This window comes from Pantoea sp. X-Soil-ISGK-285 (genome assembly GCF_059730815.1).
In genome coordinates, this window is record NZ_AP035938.1 from 1,017,733 (window position 1) to 1,035,003 (window position 17,271).

At 54.6% G+C, this 17,271-nt stretch carries 14 protein-coding genes; 11 read left to right on the forward strand and 3 right to left on the reverse strand.

Annotated features, from left to right (window positions below; translation table 11 throughout):
• Window positions 1-242: 242 nt before the first annotated feature.
• The 7 genes from clpP to AC6I8B_RS04695 all read left to right on the forward strand — a co-directional run bounded on the left by clpP (window position 243) and on the right by AC6I8B_RS04695 (window position 8,409).
• Entirely contained in the window at window positions 243-866 is a 624-nt protein-coding gene (gene clpP, locus AC6I8B_RS04665) for an ATP-dependent Clp endopeptidase proteolytic subunit ClpP (RefSeq protein WP_010255410.1), read from the forward strand.
• A gap of 134 nt (window positions 867-1,000) precedes the next feature.
• Complete coding sequence (clpX, locus tag AC6I8B_RS04670) at window positions 1,001-2,272, forward strand: ATP-dependent protease ATP-binding subunit ClpX (RefSeq protein ID WP_010671205.1); 1,272 nt, start codon at window positions 1,001-1,003, stop codon at window positions 2,270-2,272.
• Window positions 2,273-2,458: 186 nt separating this feature from the next.
• On the forward strand, window positions 2,459-4,813 hold the full coding sequence (gene lon, locus AC6I8B_RS04675) for an endopeptidase La (RefSeq protein ID WP_010255415.1): 2,355 nt from the start codon (window positions 2,459-2,461) through the stop codon (window positions 4,811-4,813).
• Window positions 4,814-5,027: 214 nt separating this feature from the next.
• Window positions 5,028-5,300 (forward strand): nucleoid-associated protein HU-beta, encoded by a 273-nt coding sequence (gene hupB / locus AC6I8B_RS04680; RefSeq protein WP_009091701.1) that lies wholly within the window; start codon window positions 5,028-5,030, stop codon window positions 5,298-5,300.
• A 247-nt stretch (window positions 5,301-5,547) separates the two neighbouring features.
• A complete protein-coding gene (ppiD, locus tag AC6I8B_RS04685) occupies window positions 5,548-7,416 on the forward strand; it encodes a peptidylprolyl isomerase (protein WP_022626118.1) in 1,869 nt (622 codons plus the stop codon).
• Window positions 7,417-7,556: 140 nt separating this feature from the next.
• A complete protein-coding gene (locus tag AC6I8B_RS04690) occupies window positions 7,557-7,910 on the forward strand; it encodes a ComEA family DNA-binding protein (protein ID WP_060679592.1) in 354 nt (117 codons plus the stop codon).
• A 100-nt stretch (window positions 7,911-8,010) separates the two neighbouring features.
• Complete coding sequence (locus tag AC6I8B_RS04695) at window positions 8,011-8,409, forward strand: YbgC/FadM family acyl-CoA thioesterase (protein ID WP_010671209.1); 399 nt, start codon at window positions 8,011-8,013, stop codon at window positions 8,407-8,409.
• Between the two features lie 50 nt (window positions 8,410-8,459).
• Here AC6I8B_RS04695 and queC read toward each other — a convergent pair whose 3' ends face one another.
• Together queC and AC6I8B_RS04705 are read right to left on the reverse strand one after the other, a co-directional pair.
• Window positions 8,460-9,155 (reverse strand): 7-cyano-7-deazaguanine synthase QueC, encoded by a 696-nt coding sequence (queC, locus tag AC6I8B_RS04700; protein WP_031592184.1) that lies wholly within the window; start codon window positions 9,153-9,155, stop codon window positions 8,460-8,462.
• A 41-nt stretch (window positions 9,156-9,196) separates the two neighbouring features.
• The gene (locus AC6I8B_RS04705) at window positions 9,197-10,915 is read right to left on the reverse strand and encodes an SgrR family transcriptional regulator (protein ID WP_157351647.1); all 1,719 of its coding nucleotides are present in this window, start codon (window positions 10,913-10,915) and stop codon (window positions 9,197-9,199) included.
• Window positions 10,916-11,007: 92 nt separating this feature from the next.
• Here AC6I8B_RS04705 and cof point away from each other — a divergent pair, with 92 nt between their 5' ends.
• A complete protein-coding gene (cof, locus tag AC6I8B_RS04710; protein ID WP_157351649.1) occupies window positions 11,008-11,829 on the forward strand; it encodes an HMP-PP phosphatase in 822 nt (273 codons plus the stop codon).
• Window positions 11,830-11,863: 34 nt separating this feature from the next.
• Here the strand turns inward: cof and AC6I8B_RS04715 are convergent, their stop codons facing one another.
• A complete protein-coding gene (locus AC6I8B_RS04715; RefSeq protein WP_010255863.1) occupies window positions 11,864-12,898 on the reverse strand; it encodes a PLP-dependent cysteine synthase family protein in 1,035 nt (344 codons plus the stop codon).
• Window positions 12,899-13,015: 117 nt separating this feature from the next.
• On the opposite strand from AC6I8B_RS04715, the gene AC6I8B_RS04720 reads away from it, so the two are divergent.
• Genes AC6I8B_RS04720 through AC6I8B_RS04730 form a run of 3 tightly spaced genes read left to right on the forward strand, consistent with a single transcriptional unit; the run spans window position 13,016 to window position 17,039 of the window.
• A complete protein-coding gene (locus AC6I8B_RS04720) occupies window positions 13,016-13,477 on the forward strand; it encodes an Lrp/AsnC family transcriptional regulator (protein ID WP_031592177.1) in 462 nt (153 codons plus the stop codon).
• A 24-nt stretch (window positions 13,478-13,501) separates the two neighbouring features.
• Window positions 13,502-15,271, forward strand: a complete 1,770-nt coding sequence (locus tag AC6I8B_RS04725; RefSeq protein ID WP_010255867.1) for a SmdA family multidrug ABC transporter permease/ATP-binding protein — start codon at window positions 13,502-13,504, stop codon at window positions 15,269-15,271.
• A complete protein-coding gene (locus tag AC6I8B_RS04730; RefSeq protein WP_010671215.1) occupies window positions 15,264-17,039 on the forward strand; it encodes a SmdB family multidrug efflux ABC transporter permease/ATP-binding protein in 1,776 nt (591 codons plus the stop codon). The genes AC6I8B_RS04725 and AC6I8B_RS04730 overlap by 8 nt, the downstream gene beginning before the upstream one ends.
• Window positions 17,040-17,271 lie beyond the last annotated feature (232 nt).

Consider the following 17,271-nt stretch of genomic DNA (forward strand, 5'->3'; position numbering starts at 1 on the left):
TTTAATAAACAGGCGAATTATTCACGCATCGCTTTTTCCGGGTTAGCGAACAGGGAAAAGATTGTTATGCTTGAAACATGCGTGCAGCATCCCCAGATACAGGGAGTATGCAGAAATAAGAGTGAGGCTGGCTGATTAACCGTCCTGAAGGTGTCGGAAAAAGGCGCGGCGTGGAGTTTCCCGCGCGTCTTACGTAGAATCGGTACAGAATGTTGCCAATGAAATTTATCCAGGAGACGGTAATGTCATACAGTGGCGATCGTGAATATACAGCACCGCACAATGCGCTGGTGCCAATGGTGGTTGAACAAACTTCGCGTGGTGAGCGTTCTTACGACATCTACTCCCGTCTGCTTAAAGAGCGCGTCATTTTTCTGACTGGCCAGGTCGAAGACCACATGGCTAATCTGATTGTGGCGCAGATGCTGTTTCTGGAAGCTGAAAACCCGGAAAAAGATATCTATCTCTACATTAACTCGCCAGGCGGTGTCATCACTGCCGGTATGTCGATCTACGACACCATGAAATTTATCAAACCGGATGTCAGCACTATCTGTATGGGTCAGGCCTGTTCTATGGGTGCTTTCCTGCTGACGGCGGGGACCAAAGGCAAACGTTTCTGTCTGCCAAACTCACGTGTGATGATCCACCAACCGCTGGGCGGTTATCAGGGTCAGGCGTCAGACATCGAGATCCATGCGCGCGAAATCCTTAAAGTTAAGCAGCGTATGAATGAGCTGATGGCTGAGCACACCGGTAAAACGCTGGAAGAAATTGAGCGTGACACCGAGCGTGACCGTTTCCTCTCTGCAAATGAAGCGGTAGAGTATGGATTAGTCGATTCAATTCTGACGCATCGCCAATAAGACCCGACTTACCGTTGTCCCTGGTCTATAGTTAACAGGACAACGGTACTATTATGGGTTGAATGAATTTCGGCCGTCTCCGCACGGCCTGAGCCGTACGCGGGTATGGCCTGAGAACAAGAAGAGGTTAACTGATGACAGATAAGCGCAAAGACGGTTCAGGAAAGTTGCTGTACTGCTCTTTTTGCGGCAAAAGCCAGCATGAAGTGCGAAAGCTGATTGCCGGGCCGTCAGTGTATATCTGCGATGAGTGTGTTGACCTGTGCAACGACATCATTCGCGAAGAGATTAAGGAAGTTGCCCCGCATCGTGAACGTAGTGCGTTGCCAACCCCACATGAAATTCGCCATCACCTCGATGATTATGTCATCGGTCAGGAAAGAGCGAAGAAAGTGCTGGCGGTTGCGGTTTACAACCACTACAAGCGTCTGCGCAACGGCGATACCAGCAATGGTATCGAGCTGGGCAAAAGCAACATTCTGCTGATTGGCCCGACCGGTAGTGGTAAAACGCTGCTGGCAGAAACGCTGGCACGCCTGCTGGATGTGCCGTTTACCATGGCTGATGCCACCACGCTGACTGAAGCCGGTTACGTGGGTGAAGATGTTGAAAACATCATCCAGAAACTGCTGCAGAAATGCGACTACGACGTACAGAAAGCACAGCGCGGCATCGTTTACATCGATGAAATCGACAAAATCTCACGTAAGTCTGATAACCCGTCGATTACCCGTGACGTGTCAGGCGAAGGCGTACAGCAGGCACTGCTTAAACTGATTGAAGGCACCGTGGCTGCCGTTCCCCCGCAGGGTGGACGTAAGCATCCGCAGCAGGAATTTTTGCAGGTTGATACCTCTAAAATTCTGTTTATCTGCGGCGGCGCATTTGCCGGCCTGGACAAAGTGATCGCCCAGCGTGTTGAAACCGGATCCGGTATCGGCTTCGGCGCGACAGTGAAAGGGAAATCGCAGAAAGCCAGCGAAGGCGAACTGCTTGCGCAGTGTGAACCAGAAGATTTGATCAAATTTGGTCTGATCCCTGAGTTCATCGGTCGTCTGCCTGTTGTTGCGACCCTGAGCGAGCTGAGCGAAGAAGCGCTGATTCAGATTCTGCGTGAGCCTAAGAACGCCCTGACCAAACAGTACCAGGCGCTGTTTAACCTGGAAGGCGTTGAGCTGGAGTTCCGTGACGAGGCGTTAACCGCCATTGCTAAGAAAGCGATGTCACGTAAAACCGGTGCACGTGGTCTGCGTTCAATTGTAGAAGGTGCGTTACTGGAAACGATGTATGACCTGCCTTCCATGGACGACGTGGAAAAAGTAGTGATTGATGAATCAGTTATTGAAGGTCAGTCTGAGCCCATGTTGATCTACGGTAAGCATGAAGCCCAGGCATCTGGCGAATAATTAAACAGATCGTCCATCTTGTCGTAATAAAAAAGGGGAAAATGTTTCCCCTTTTGCTTTTCTCGCCTCTGTGACGTTGAATGTCGGACAATCATCCCCATATACTCAGATACCTGTGGGTTTAACTGCATACCTGCCTGATGCGGTTCCCATCACCTGGCGGACATTAAACAAAGAGAGAGCTCTATGAATCCTGAGCGTTCTGAACGCATTGAAATCCCCGTGTTGCCGCTGCGCGACGTGGTGGTTTATCCGCACATGGTAATTCCGTTGTTTGTTGGCCGGGAAAAATCAATTCGGTGCCTTGAAGCCGCAATGGATCATGATAAAAAAATCATGCTGGTCGCACAGAAAGAGGCTTCAACGGATGAACCTGGCATTAACGATCTCTTCTCAGTAGGGACCGTTGCATCAGTATTACAAATGCTGAAACTGCCGGATGGCACCGTCAAAGTCCTGGTCGAAGGTTTACAGCGCGCCCACATTACGACGCTGGCCGATAACGGTGACCATTTTGTGGCACAAGCTGAATATCTGGTTTCGCCAGAGATTGAAGAGCGCGAGCAGGAAGTGCTGGTGCGCACGGCGATCAATCAGTTTGAAGGCTACATCAAACTCAACAAGAAGATCCCACCCGAGGTTTTAACCTCGCTGAACAACATTGACGATGCGGCCCGCCTTGCTGACACCGTCGCAGCACATATGCCACTGAAGCTGGCAGACAAACAGTCTGTGCTGGAGATGTCCGACGTCAACGAACGTCTGGAATATCTGATGGCGATGATGGAATCTGAAATCGATCTGCTGCAGGTTGAGAAGCGCATTCGCAACCGTGTTAAGAAGCAGATGGAGAAGAGCCAGCGCGAGTACTATCTGAATGAGCAGATGAAGGCGATTCAGAAAGAGCTGGGCGAGATGGACGACGCGCCCGACGAGTACGAAGCGTTAAAACGCAAAATCGATGCGGCAAAAATGCCGGAAGAAGCGCGCGAGAAAGCGGAAGCTGAGCTGCAGAAGCTGAAGATGATGTCCCCGATGTCCGCTGAAGCGACCGTGGTTCGCGGCTATATCGACTGGATGGTGCAGGTTCCGTGGAACGCGCGCAGCAAAGTGAAGAAAGATCTGCGTAAAGCGCAGGAGACGCTGGATACCGACCATTACGGGCTGGAGCGCGTGAAGGATCGTATTCTTGAGTATCTTGCGGTTCAGAGTCGCGTCAGCAAAATCAAAGGGCCGATTCTGTGCCTGGTCGGACCGCCAGGGGTAGGTAAAACCTCTCTCGGTCAGTCGATCGCTAAAGCGACCGGACGCAAATATGTGCGTATGGCGCTGGGTGGCGTGCGTGATGAAGCTGAAATCCGCGGTCACCGTCGTACTTACATCGGCTCTATGCCGGGTAAATTAATCCAGAAAATGGCGAAAGTCGGGGTTAAAAACCCACTGTTCCTGCTGGATGAAATCGACAAAATGTCCTCTGACATGCGCGGCGATCCGGCTTCAGCGCTGCTGGAAGTGCTTGATCCTGAGCAGAACATTGCGTTCAACGACCACTATCTGGAAGTCGACTATGACCTTTCTGATGTGATGTTCGTTGCTACATCGAACTCAATGAACATCCCGGCACCGCTGCTGGACCGTATGGAAGTGATTCGTCTGTCGGGTTACACCGAAGATGAAAAACTGAACATCGCTAAGCAGCATCTGCTGACCAAGCAGATTGAGCGCAATGCCCTGAAAGCCAATGAAATTACGGTTGAAGACAGCGCGATTGTGGGCATTATCCGTTACTACACCCGTGAAGCCGGTGTGCGTAGCCTTGAGCGTGAGCTGTCGAAACTGTGCCGTAAAGCGGTGAAATCGCTGCTGATGGACAAGACGAAAAAGCACATCACCATCAATGGCGAAAACCTCAAGGATTTCCTGGGCGTTCAGCGCTTCGACTACGGTCGTGCGGACAGCGAAAACCGTGTGGGTCAGGTAACGGGTCTGGCATGGACGGAAGTGGGTGGCGATCTGCTGACCATCGAAACCGCCTGCGTACCAGGTAAAGGCAAGCTGACTTACACCGGTTCTCTGGGTGAAGTGATGCAGGAGTCGATTCAGGCTGCGCTGACCGTGGTGCGTGCCCGTGCCGAGAAGCTGGGCATCAATGGTGACTTCTACGAAAAACGTGATATTCACGTTCACGTACCTGAAGGCGCTACGCCGAAAGATGGTCCAAGTGCCGGTATCGCCATGTGTACTGCGCTGGTCTCCTGTCTGACCGGTAACCCGGTGCGGGCGGATGTGGCGATGACCGGTGAGATCACCCTGCGTGGTCAGGTGCTGCCGATTGGCGGGCTGAAAGAGAAACTGCTGGCAGCGCACCGTGGTGGCATTAAAACCGTGCTGATCCCTGACGACAACAAGCGCGACCTGGAAGAGATTCCACAGAACGTGATTGCCGATCTGGAGATTCATCCGGTGAAACGCATTGAAGAGGTGCTGAATCTGGCACTGGAAAATGCGCCATACGGTATGCAGGTCGTAACAGCAAAATAGTGATTAACGGCAAAAACCGTTAAAAAGCGGAGCTGGCAAGGCAATTGGCGCTTGCCAGCTTTTTTTTGTGCCGTTAATTTAGGTGGCTGCCGACGCGACGTTCTCAGAGAAATTCCGTTGTTTCGGCTCCACAGGCTTGATATAACTTGCTGCGCGTTCGCACCCTGCCGGATGCAGGGTACGATGTGAAATAATAAAAGAGGGGATGAAGAGAGTGAATAAGTCACAATTGATCGACAAAATTGCTGCCGATGCTGATATTTCTAAAGCTGCAGCGGGACGTGTTTTAGATGCATTTATGGGCTCAGTTTCAGATGCGCTGAAAGACGGTGATGAAGTGGCTCTGGTAGGTTTCGGCACATTCTCTGTGCGTGACCGCGCTGCACGTACCGGCCGCAACCCGCAAACCGGTAAAGAGATCACCATCCCGGCCGGTAAAGTACCAGGCTTCCGTGCTGGTAAAGCATTGAAAGACGCTGTCAATTAATAACAACGAATAGATTCATTGACGCATTTTCTTCAGTGGATTAGAGGACGATTAACCCGTTCTCATGTAACATACGGGCACATCAATCAGATGTGCCTTTTTTGTTTTAACCGGTGAGAATCGGGCCGTAAGATGGACCTGGACCGGATTGAGACTGCCAGCTAAGCCAGCAGTTGCGTGAGTCGCCAGCCAATGGCGAATTGCGACCGAGCTTTACATTCACACTACAGCGGAGTGTTGCCATACCATGATGGACAATTTACGCGCGGCGTCGAACCATGTCGTGCTCAAGATTATTTTGGGGCTGATTATCCTCTCCTTTGTGCTGACGGGCGTTGGCAACTATCTGATTGGCGGCAATAACGACTATGCGGCCAAAGTTAACGGCCAGGAGATTAGCCGGGGACAGCTGGAGCAGGCGTTCAACAGCGAGCGCAGTCGTCAGCAGCAGATGCTGGGCGATCAGTTCTCTCAGCTGGCCAGCAACGATGGCTACATGCAGCAGATTCGCCAGCAGGCGCTGTCGCAGTTAATCGATCAGGCGCTGCTTGATAGCTACATCAAAGATCTCCACCTCAGCATCAGCGACGATCAGGTGAAGCAGGCTATCTTCAATCAGCAGGCTTTTCAGACCAACGGTAAATTCGACAATGCCAAATATCTGAGTCTGATCAGCAATATGGGTTTCAGCGCCGACCAGTATGCCGAAGCGCTGCGTAAGCAGCTCTCTAATCAACAGCTGATCAATGCCGTGGCTAACACCGACTTCACGCTGAAAGGCGAAGCCAGCAAACTGGTGGACCTGGTTTCACAGCAGCGTGAGATTCGTCAGGCGACGCTGGACGTCAATGCACTGGCGGCGAAGCAGGCCGTTACTGACGACGAAATCAGTCAGTATTATCAGCAGCATAAAACCAGCTTTATGGCACCAGAGCAGTTCCGTGTCAGCTACCTCCTGATGGATGCGGCCAGCATGCAGCAGGATGCCAGCGAAGCCGACATTCAGGCCTGGTACGACCAGCATAAAGCGGACTATTCGCAGCCACAGCGTACGCGCTACAGCGTCATTCAGACCAAAACTGAAGCCGATGCCAGTGCGGTCCTGGCGCAGCTGAAAGCGGGTGCCAGCTTCGCTGACGTGGCAAAAGCCAAATCCATTGACCCGATCTCGGCGCGTAAGGGCGGCGATATGGGCTGGCTGGAACCCTCTACGACGCCGGATGAGCTGAAAAATGCCGGTCTGACTGAGAAAGGCCAGATGTCAGGCGTGATCAAATCTTCAGTGGGCTTCCTGGTGGTTCGTCTTGACGATATTCAGCCAGAGCAGGTTAAGCCACTGGATGAAGTGCGCAGCGCCATTGCAGCGAAAGTGAAGCAGGAGAAGGGCGTTGATGCCTTCTACAAAGTGCAACAGAAAGTCAGCGAAGCGGCCAGCAATGACAATGAGTCACTGGCGGGTGCAGAGCAGGCTTCTGGTCTGAAAGCGAAAGAGACTGGCTGGTTCAGTCAGGATACGCTGCCAGATGAGCTTAACTTTGATGCGGTGAAGCAGGCGATCTTTAATGGCGGTCTGGTCGGGCAAAACGGCGCGCCGGGCAATAACTCCGATATCATCACTGTCGATGGCGACCGTGCCTTTGTGCTGCGTATCAGTGAGCATAAACCGGAAGCGGTAAAACCGCTTGAGCAGGTTAAGGCGCAGATCACTGACACGCTTAAGCATGATAAAGCGACGCAGCAGGCGAAAGCTCAGGCCGATAAGCTGCTGGCCGATCTCAAAGCCGGTAAGCAGGATGCGCTGACTGCCGCAGGTCTGACGCTGAGCGCCAGCAAGACCGTTGATCGCAATGCGCAGGATCCGGTGGCACAGACTGCCTTTAACCTGCCTCAGCCTGCGGAAAATAAACCTTCCTGGGGTGTCAGCGAAGATATGCAGGGCAATGTGGTACTGGTGGCGGTTGATAAAGTTAAAACCGGCAGCATGCCGCAGGCGCAGATTGACGAAATGGTCAAAGGCGTCACGCAGAATAATGCGCAGCTGGCGTTTGAAGCGTTACTGCAAAACCTGCGTAAAGAGGCCAAAATTAAGTACGGCGCTGCCGCACAAATGCAGTAAGCCTCGCAGAAACTGCGCAACGACTGTAACAATCAAAGGCCGCATTCGCGGCCTTTTCCATTTCTGAAATCCCGCTTTTGAGCCTTGCGTGCAGTAGTGCCACTCTGTCGCTGCTGTTTACACACAAGGAGAAACACAGCATGGCTAAACCTAAACTCGTTGCCTTTTATCTTTCACTCGCGCTGGGCGGCGCACTCTGCCACAGCAGCGTCTCTGCGGCACCTGAACCTGTCAGCGCAGCCGTCACGCAGAGCTCACACCCTGCGTCGAAGCCGGAAACAGCCGCGCAGCCACAGCAGGAGCAGGTCAGCATCAATGAAGCAACAGCCGAACAGCTCTCTGCCGTTATGAATGGGGTGGGGCTGAAAAAGGCGCAGGCAATTGTGAGCTATCGCGAACAGTACGGACCGTTTAGCGCAATTCAGCAACTCAGTGAAGTGCCGGGTATCGGCAATGCGCTGATAGAGCGAAATGCGGCCCGGCTGAAATTGTGAAGCAGTACACATCTGTGATGCTTAACCCACGATAGACAGGCGACTCTGCTAAAGTGAACAGGTCCAACCAGTTAATTCACAGCAGCAGGAGAGCATGACCATGCAGACCACCATAAAAGTGCGCGGCTATCATCTGGATGTCTATCAGCACGTCAATAATGCGCGCTATCTTGAGTTTCTGGAGGAGGCGCGCTGGGAATGGCTGGAAGAGGTGGAAGCATTCCACTGGTTGCAGGAACAGAAACTGGCTTTTGTGGTGGTAAACATCAACATCAACTACCGTCGCCCGGCCGTGCTGGGCGACGTACTGACTATCGACAGTGAGATCACGCAGTTGAATGGCAAAAGCGGCATTATTGCGCAGCGGGTTTTGCTGGCAGGGCAGGAGACCGTGGTGGCGGATGCCGCACTCACTTTTGTCTGTATTGATTTGCGGACTCAGAAGGCGGTTGCGCTGGAAGGGGAGTTGCGCGAGCGACTGATGCGTCTGATGGCATGAGCCGAAAAAAAGGCGGCACCCCGGATTCTCTGCCGCCACGTCAGACACTCTTAGTTAAGGCCGCTTTTTGCTTTCATTGCCGCCATTACGCCAGCACGATCGTTGAGATAACCCTGCAGGCCATTGGCCCGTAAATGACAGGCTGCACACTCACCGCATCCGTCACCTTTCACGCCGTTATAGCAGGTCAGCGTCTGCTCGCGTACCAGCGCAAGTTGCTGCCAGTAATCCGCCAGCGCCCAGGTTTCCGCTTTATTGAGCCACATTAGCGGCGTCTCAAAACGAACATCGCGCGCCATGCCAAGCGACACCGCATGGTTCAGCGCTTTGACAAACTCATCGCGACAATCGGGATAGCCGGAGAAATCGGTCTCACAGACGCCAGTGATCACCGCTTCCGCTTCGACCTGATAAGCGTAAACCGAGGCCAGCGTCAGAAAGAGAATATTGCGTCCCGGCACAAACGTACTGGGTAATCCACTGGCCTCGGGATTATAAGCCGGCACCGGAATATTATCCCGCGTCAGGCTGCTGACGGCGAGTTCGTTCAGCATGGTGACATCCAGCACTTTGTGCGCACGTGCACCGAGTTTAATCGCCAGATCGCGAGCCACATCGATCTCTTCCCGATGGCGTTGTCCATAGTCGAAAGTGACGCAATGAACATCATCATATTGCTCTAAGGCCTGAATCAGGCAGGTAGTGGAGTCTTGTCCACCGCTGAAAACTACAACAGCGCGTTTCATGGTGTTTTCCTGATAATTAATTTTGCGCTTATGGTAATGCCTCAGTCCGCCGCTGAACAGCTGCATGGCAGATCAATGGGCGGCGGGATCCATGCGCGGCTGAAATCGAACCAGCCCAGCGTATTCAGTTCAATCCCTTCAACGCCCGGCGGCGCGTAGATTTGATAGCGATAATTGAAAAGTGGCAGCAGGATGCCGCCCGTCATCAGCTGATGATAAAGCTGATGCAGCGTGCGGGCACGGGTTTCGTCGTCAGCAATTTGCTGGATAGCCAGCAGTTGCGCCTGAATCTTTTCGCCCTGCGGCGTGGGCCACAGCGGCCGCCATAGCGGGTCAGTCTGCAACCAGCTGGCCAGCGTAAAGACCGGCGCATCACCAATCAGTCTGTCGCCCATCACGATATCTGCCTCATCAAGCGGGTCGATGCCGTGCCAGTTTTTTACCGGATGAAAAACTACCTTCAGGGTGCAGCCGTGCTGTTTTAACAGTGCAACCAGCGCCTGTGACATCTGATGCAGCTCAACCGGCAACTGATAATGCAGCGTCAGGGTTGCCGGTAAGGGAACCGTGACAGCATCAATCAGCGGCACACTCCAGCCAGGTAACAACTCTTTAATGGGAGTGATGAGTCCCTCATCCAGAGGCAACCGGCTGACAATGCCGCTTTGCTGGATCAACTGGAAAAGCGTGCGCGCCTGATCAGCGGTAAATCCGGCTCGCGGTCGGCAGACCAGATAACAGAAGCCGAGGCTGATACTGCTGCTGACCGGTTGCAGCGTCCTGAGCTCTGTGGCATCCCCTATCGCAATCTGCACCGGATGACGACAGCTGCTGCCGAGAGCGGGATCAAACAGCTGAGGGGTAATCCAGTACTCCACCGCCTGCAGCAGAGGACGCTGCAGATGCCAGCGCGCGTGACTTTCAATCCTCACCAGCTCGGTGCTGAAGTGCCTGAGTTTCCACGGCCCGCTGCCCGTGGCGGGATCGATGGGATGGGGCAGCAGGCACAACAAGTGGGCGAGCCGATGGGGCAGCCAGAAATCAGGGCGTCGCAGTACGAAACGCACCGCAAGCGGATGGGGCGCATCCACGCTGACCACATCGGCCAGCAACACACTGACGCGCCTATCCTGCAACAGCTGGTGGAACTGCGCCACCAGTTGTACGGCCTGTAGAGGCTCGTCGTTGTGCCACATCAGCTGAGGCCGTAACCAGAATAACCAGCCAGATGACGCCTCGTCATATTGCCAGTGATGCGCCAGATCGCCGACCGGCTCATCCTGCTCAAAGCGGGTCAGACCGGAATAGATCTGGCGAGCCAGGTGCTGTTCGGCCCGACCGGTAATCTGACGCGGCTCTGTGCTCTCCATCGGACGATAGTAGGGGATGCGCAGAACCGGCGTATCGTTCTGCCACTGTCCACCCATTAATGGCCGCAGCATATTGATCAGCCTTTCCGGCGGCAGATCCAGCAGCTGCAAGGCCTCAGCGGCGTCTCCGGCGTCGAGCTGTTGTTGCAGCAACTGCTGCCTTAATTGTTCAGGTGAGCGCAGAAATACTATCTGTCCCTGTTTGCCACGGCCAGGCTCGCCGCGCCAGCTGAGCCAGCCTGCATGCTGCCACTGTGACAGCAACGTGCGCAGATGACGCTCGCTGCAGATACAGTGGCGGGCCATCTCCGCCACGCAGGTTTGCTGTGGGGCGCCCTGACTCTGATGCCACAGACGCTGGAACTGATTAAGACGGTTAAGCTGGCGCATGTTAAACCCGGAACAGTTTTTTAAAAGTATTCACTATTAGTTCCGCAATTAACAGGCAATAGTGGAGTTCATCTTTCAGCAGGAGGTAAATCATGGTGCGTTTAGCCGCGTTCGATATGGATGGCACATTATTGCTGCCGGATCATCAACTGGGTCAGCAGACGCTGGATAGCCTGCAGGCGTTGCATCTGCGTGGCGTTAATCTGGCGCTGGCGACGGGCCGCCATCTGCTGGAGATGCAGATCTTACGGGAAAAAATGACACTGCCCGCGTGGCTGATTACCGGTAATGGTACCCGTGTACACGACAGGCAGGGCAATCTGATCTTTGCGCGTGATCTGCCTTCTGCGGTCGCCGAAGAGGTGATCCACCGCCGCTGGAATACGCCCGCCACCATGCATGTTTTCAACGATCAGGGGTGGTTTACCGATCACCCACAGCCTGAACTGCTGGTGGCCCATCAGATCAGCGGATTTGGCTATCAGCTGTGCGATCTTAAAAGATTGCCCGCGCATCAGGTGACAAAAATCTGCTTTATCGATCAGCATCAGCGCCTCTGTCAGCTAAAAACAGAGCTGGATGCCGCACTGGGCGAGCAGGCTAACATCTGCTTCTCTGCCGTGGATTGTCTGGAGGTGTTACCCGCCAGCTGCAATAAAGGCAGCGCGCTGGCACTGTTATGTGACCATCTGTCGCTGACCATGACGGAGTGTATGGCGTTTGGTGATGCGATGAACGATCGCGAGATGCTGGCGCAGGCCGGACAGGGTTTTATCATGGGCAATGCGATGGCGCAGCTGAAAGCCGCGCTACCGCATCTGCCGGTATTAGGGCATTGCGAGACACAGGCGGTGTCTCACTATTTAAATCACTGGCTGGCAACACCCGACCTCGCGTATTCCCCCGAATGCTGAGGATTGCCGTGAACCGGACAGGATGTCCGGTTTTTTATTCCAGCTCGCGCTGCCATGGCGTGATATCGCCAATATGTTTTGCCACCCACTCAGGCTGATAGTAGCTATCGGGATAACGTTCGCCGCTGTCGCACAGCAGTGTCACCAGAGCTCCCTGCTGATTCGCTGCCCGTAGGCGTTTTGCCACCTGCATCATGCCCCAGAAATTGGTACCGGTAGAGGCGCCAGGCTTGCGTCCCAGAATCTTTTCCAGTTTCAGCATGGCGGCCAGCGTTGCACCATCCGGCACTTTGATCATTTCGTCGATCACGTCTGGCATAAACGACGGCTCCACTCGCGGACGGCCAATTCCTTCGATCATGCTGCCGCGCGCGCTGGTCAGGGTAGCATCACGCTGCTGCCAGTAATCAAAAAACACCGAATGCTGCGGATCAACCACCAGTAGTTTAGTTTCCAGTCCCTGATAACGGATATAGCGGCCCAGCGTGGCTGAGGTGCCGCCGGTGCCCGCACTCATGATTATCGTATGGGGAATCGGATAAGGTTCATGCTCCATCTGACGGAAAATGCTCTCTGCAATATTGTTATTGCCGCGCCAGTCGGTGGCACGTTCAGCATAGGTAAACTGATCCATAAAATGGCCATTGAGCTCCCGCGCCAGCCGTTCAGATTCAGCATAGAGCTGGCAGGGATCTTCAACAAAATGGCACTGTCCGCCATAAAAAGTGATCTGCTCAATTTTACGCTTCGCTGTGCTCGCCGGCATCACCGCAATAAAGGGCAGACCCAGCAGCCTTGCGAAGTACGCCTCAGAAACGGCAGTGCTGCCTGACGAGGCTTCGATAATCGGCGTATCCTGTTTAATCCAGCCGTTGGAGAGGCCGTAGAGGAACAGGGATCGTGCCAGCCGGTGTTTAAGACTGCCACTGGGATGGGTACTTTCATCTTTCAGATAGAACCAGATACCGGGAAAGTCCGCCAGATCGAAACGGATCAAATGGGTCTCAGCCGATCGTTGAAAATCAGCGTTAATTTCGTTGATAGCGTGGCGAATCCAGCAGGTGTGCATCTCAGGCGTCCGGTAAAAAAGTGATGCGGCTATTTTATGGCACGTGCAGGAAAAAGAGATTGCACAATTACCGCTAAAATGGCGGTAATGGAGAAAATGATTCTCCCGGAGCCGCGAATGTTAGATAAAACTGACCTTAAATTGCTCTCACTGCTGCAGCATGACTGCACGCTGTCGCTGCAGGCGCTGGCGGATGCCGTCAACCTCACCACCACACCCTGCTGGAAGCGCCTGAAAAAGCTTGAAGATGATGGCATTATTCGCGCACGGGTGGCGTTGCTGGATGGAGATAAAATCGGACTGTCACTGACGGCGTTTATGTTTGTTAAAACGCAGCAGCACAGCCGCGACTGGTATCAGGCATTTGTCTCGGTGGTGAGTAGCATGCCGGAGGTAATGGCCTTTTACCGTATGGCAGGCGAGTATGATTACCTGCTGCGCATTCAGGTGGCCGACATGAAAAGCTATGATGCTTTCTACAAGCGAGTAGTGAATGGGGTGCCCGGCCTGATTGATGTGACATCCAGCTTCGCCATGGAAGAGATTAAATACACCACGGCTTTACCTGTCGCCCCCTGAGGGCCTGAGATTGAGAGCAGCGTTGTGCGATTATTCAGTCAATTAAGTTGGTATTTTCTGCGGGAGTGGCGGCGCTATCTGGGCGCGGTCCTCCTGCTGATTGTTATTGCTATTCTGCAGCTGCTGCCACCGCATGTGGTCGGGGTGATTGTCGATGGCGTAACGCGTGACAACATGAGCACCAGCCGCATCATGATGTGGATTGGGATCATGCTGGCAACGGCGGTGGTGGTCTATCTGCTGCGCTATGTCTGGCGCGTGCTGCTGTTTGGTGCCTCCTACCAGCTGGCGGTTGAGCTGCGCGAAGATTTCTATCGCCAGCTGAGTCGTCAGCAACCGGCATTTTATCTGCGTCACCGCACCGGCGACCTGATTGCGCGCGCCACCAACGACGTGGATCGGGTGGTGTTTGCGGCCGGGGAAGGGGTTCTGACGCTGGTCGACTCGCTGGTCATGGGCTGCGTGGTGCTGCTGGTAATGAGCACGCAGATCAGCTGGCAGCTGACGCTGCTTGCGCTGGTGCCGATGCCCATTATGGCCATCGTGATCCATCGCTACGGTAATCAACTGCACCATCGCTTTAAGCTGGCACAGGCCGCCTTCTCCAGTCTCAACGATCAGACGCAGGAGAGCCTGACCAGCATCCGGATGATTAAATCCTTTGGCCTTGAACAGCATCAGTCGCAGCAATTTTCCGATATCGCCCGCGATACCGGTGAAAAAAACCTGCGCGTGGCGCGGGTCGATGCCCGTTTCGACCCCACTATCTATATCGCTATCGGCTTCTCAAACCTGCTGGCGATTGGTGGCGGCAGCTGGCTGGTCTGGCATGGAGAGATGACGCTGGGGCAGCTCACCAGCTTTGTGATGTATCTCGGCCTGATGATCTGGCCGATGCTGGCGCTGGCGTGGATGTTTAATATTGTTGAACGCGGCAGCGCCGCCTGGAGCCGCATCGGCGCGCTGCTGGCGGAAGCGCCAGCGGTGGAAGACGGCGATAAGTCACTGCCATCTGAACCGGGCACGCTGCAGGTCGCGATTCGTGCCTTTAACTATCCGGCCAGCGTGGGTCCGGTCTTAAGCGATGTCAGCTTCCAGCTGAAACCCGGCGAGATGCTGGGGCTGTGCGGACCAACCGGCAGTGGCAAAAGTACGCTGCTTAGCCTGATTCAGCGCCACTTTGATATTCAGCAGGGCGACATCCGTTATCATCAGATCCCGCTGCCGCAATTGCGGCTGGACAGCTGGCGCAGCCGTCTGGCCGTGGTCAGCCAGACACCATTCCTGTTCTCAGACAGCGTGGCGAACAATATTGCGCTGGGAAAACCGGGCGCAACCCAGCAGGAGATTGAGCATGCCGCCACGCTGGCCTGCGTTCATGACGATATCCTGCGTTTGCCGCAGGGCTATGAAACGGAAGTCGGGGAGCGCGGTGTGATGCTGTCGGGTGGACAGAAGCAGCGTCTTTCGATTGCCCGGGCGCTGCTGCTGAATGCGGAAATCCTGATTCTGGACGACGCGCTTTCCGCGGTCGATGGCCGTACCGAACACGAAATCCTGCATAACCTGCGCATCTGGGGGCAGGGACGCACGCTGATTATCAGCGCGCACCGCTTATCGGCGCTGACGGAAGCCAGTGAAATCCTGGTCCTGCAGCAGGGCAGAGTGGCGCAGCGGGGCGACCACGACGCCCTGACCGGCAGTGCTGGCTGGTATCGGGACATGTACCGTTACCAGCAACTGGAAGCGGCGCTGGATGATGATGAAAATGAGAAAGGAGTGCCGCATGGCTAAGTCTGCACGCTTGTGGCCTACCCTGAAGCGTCTGCTGAGCTACGGTAAGCCGTGGCGCAAATCCCTGTCGCTGGCGGTAGGGATGCTGTGGATCGCTGCCGCGGCGGAAGTGACCGGACCGGTTCTGGTCAGCTATTTTATCGACAACCTGGTGGCGAAACATCAGATGCCCTGGGGAGTGGTCGCAGGACTGGTAGTCAGTTTTATCCTGCTACAGCTGCTGGCCGCCGGGCTGCACTACTGGCAGGCGCTGTTGTTTAACCGAGCCGCTATCGGTGTGGTACAGCGGTTACGCAGTGACGTGATGAATGCCGCACTCTGTCAGCCGCTGAGTGCCTTTGATACCCAGCCGGTCGGGCAGATTATTTCACGCGTGACTAACGACACCGAAGTCATCCGCGATCTCTACGTCACGGTGGTTTCAACCGTGTTGCGCAGTGCCGCACTGGTCGGCGCCATGATGGTGGCGATGTTCAGCCTTGACTGGCGCATGGCGCTGGTGGCGATGATGATCTTTCCGCTGGTACTGGTGGTGATGTTCATCTATCAGCGTTACAGCACGCCCATTGCCCGTCGGGTTCGCAGCTATCTGGCAGACATCAATAATGGCTTTAACGAAGTGATCAGCGGTATGAGCGTGATCCAGCAGTTTCGTCAGCAGGCGCGATTTGGTGAGCGAATGGGCGAAGCGAGCCGCTCTCACTATCTGGCGCGTATGGAAACGCTGCGTCTGGATGGTTTTCTGCTGCGTCCGCTGTTGAGCCTGTTTTCAGCGATGGTGTTGTGTGGGCTGCTGATCCTGTTTAGTTTCTCGATGCCTGGCGTGTTTGAAGTGGGGGTACTCTATGCCTTTATTACCTATCTGGGGCGTCTGAATGAGCCGCTGATTGAGCTGACCACTCAGCAATCGATGCTGCAGCAGGCGGTAGTTTCAGGTGAGCGTATTTTCGAACTGATGGATGCCGCACAGCAGCAGTATGGTGCCGATCAGCAACCGCTGGCTTCAGGTCGTATCACCCTGAACAATCTGAGCTTTGCCTACCGTGAAAACCGCGATGTGCTCAGTGATATCAATCTTGAGGTTGCCCCACGCGAGTTTGTGGCGCTGGTGGGACATACCGGCAGCGGTAAAAGCACGCTGGCGAACCTGTTAATGGGTTACTACCCGGTAACGCGTGGCGAGATCCGCATTGATGATCGACCCATTAGTGACCTGAGCCATGCCGTGCTGCGGCGCGGTATCGCGATGGTGCAGCAGGATCCGGTGGTGCTGGCCGATACGCTGCTGGCGAATGTGCGGCTGGGACGCGACATCAGCGAAGAGGCCGTCTGGACGGTGCTGGAACAGGTGCAGCTGGCTCCGCTGGCGCATGCGTTGCCGGAGGGAATACATACCCGGCTGGGCGAGCAGGGCAATAATCTGTCGGTCGGGCAGAAGCAGCTGCTGGCACTGGCCCGGGTGCTGGTTGATCTGCCGCAGATACTGATCCTCGACGAAGCGACGGCCAATATTGATTCCGGCACCGAGCAGGCCATTCAGCAGACGCTTGAGACGCTGCGCCAGCACAGCACGCTGGTGGTGATTGCTCACCGCCTCTCAACGATTATTGAAGCAGACAAGATTCTGGTGCTGCATCGTGGTCGTGTGGTTGAGCAGGGTACGCATCAGCAACTGCTGGCGATGCAGGGACGTTACTGGCAGATGTATCAGCTGCAGCAGGCAGGTGAAGATCTGGTATCGGGCGTCGCTGTAACAACTGAAGGCTGAGTTGCACCTTTTTTGCGCACCTTTATCAGATTAATCTGTATAAATGCACTCCTTTGACGCCTGAAGCACCAAAGGAGTGCAGCCCTCCGCTGCAATTTCCCCTGTACGGCCTCTCTGTTTCCCATCCTCTTTAAAGCATCCCTTGTCGCGTCTCGCCTGAACAACGTATTACCGTCATTTTCACACTCTGGCACAGGCTTTGCTTATATCCCTGCGTGTCCGTAAACGTTAC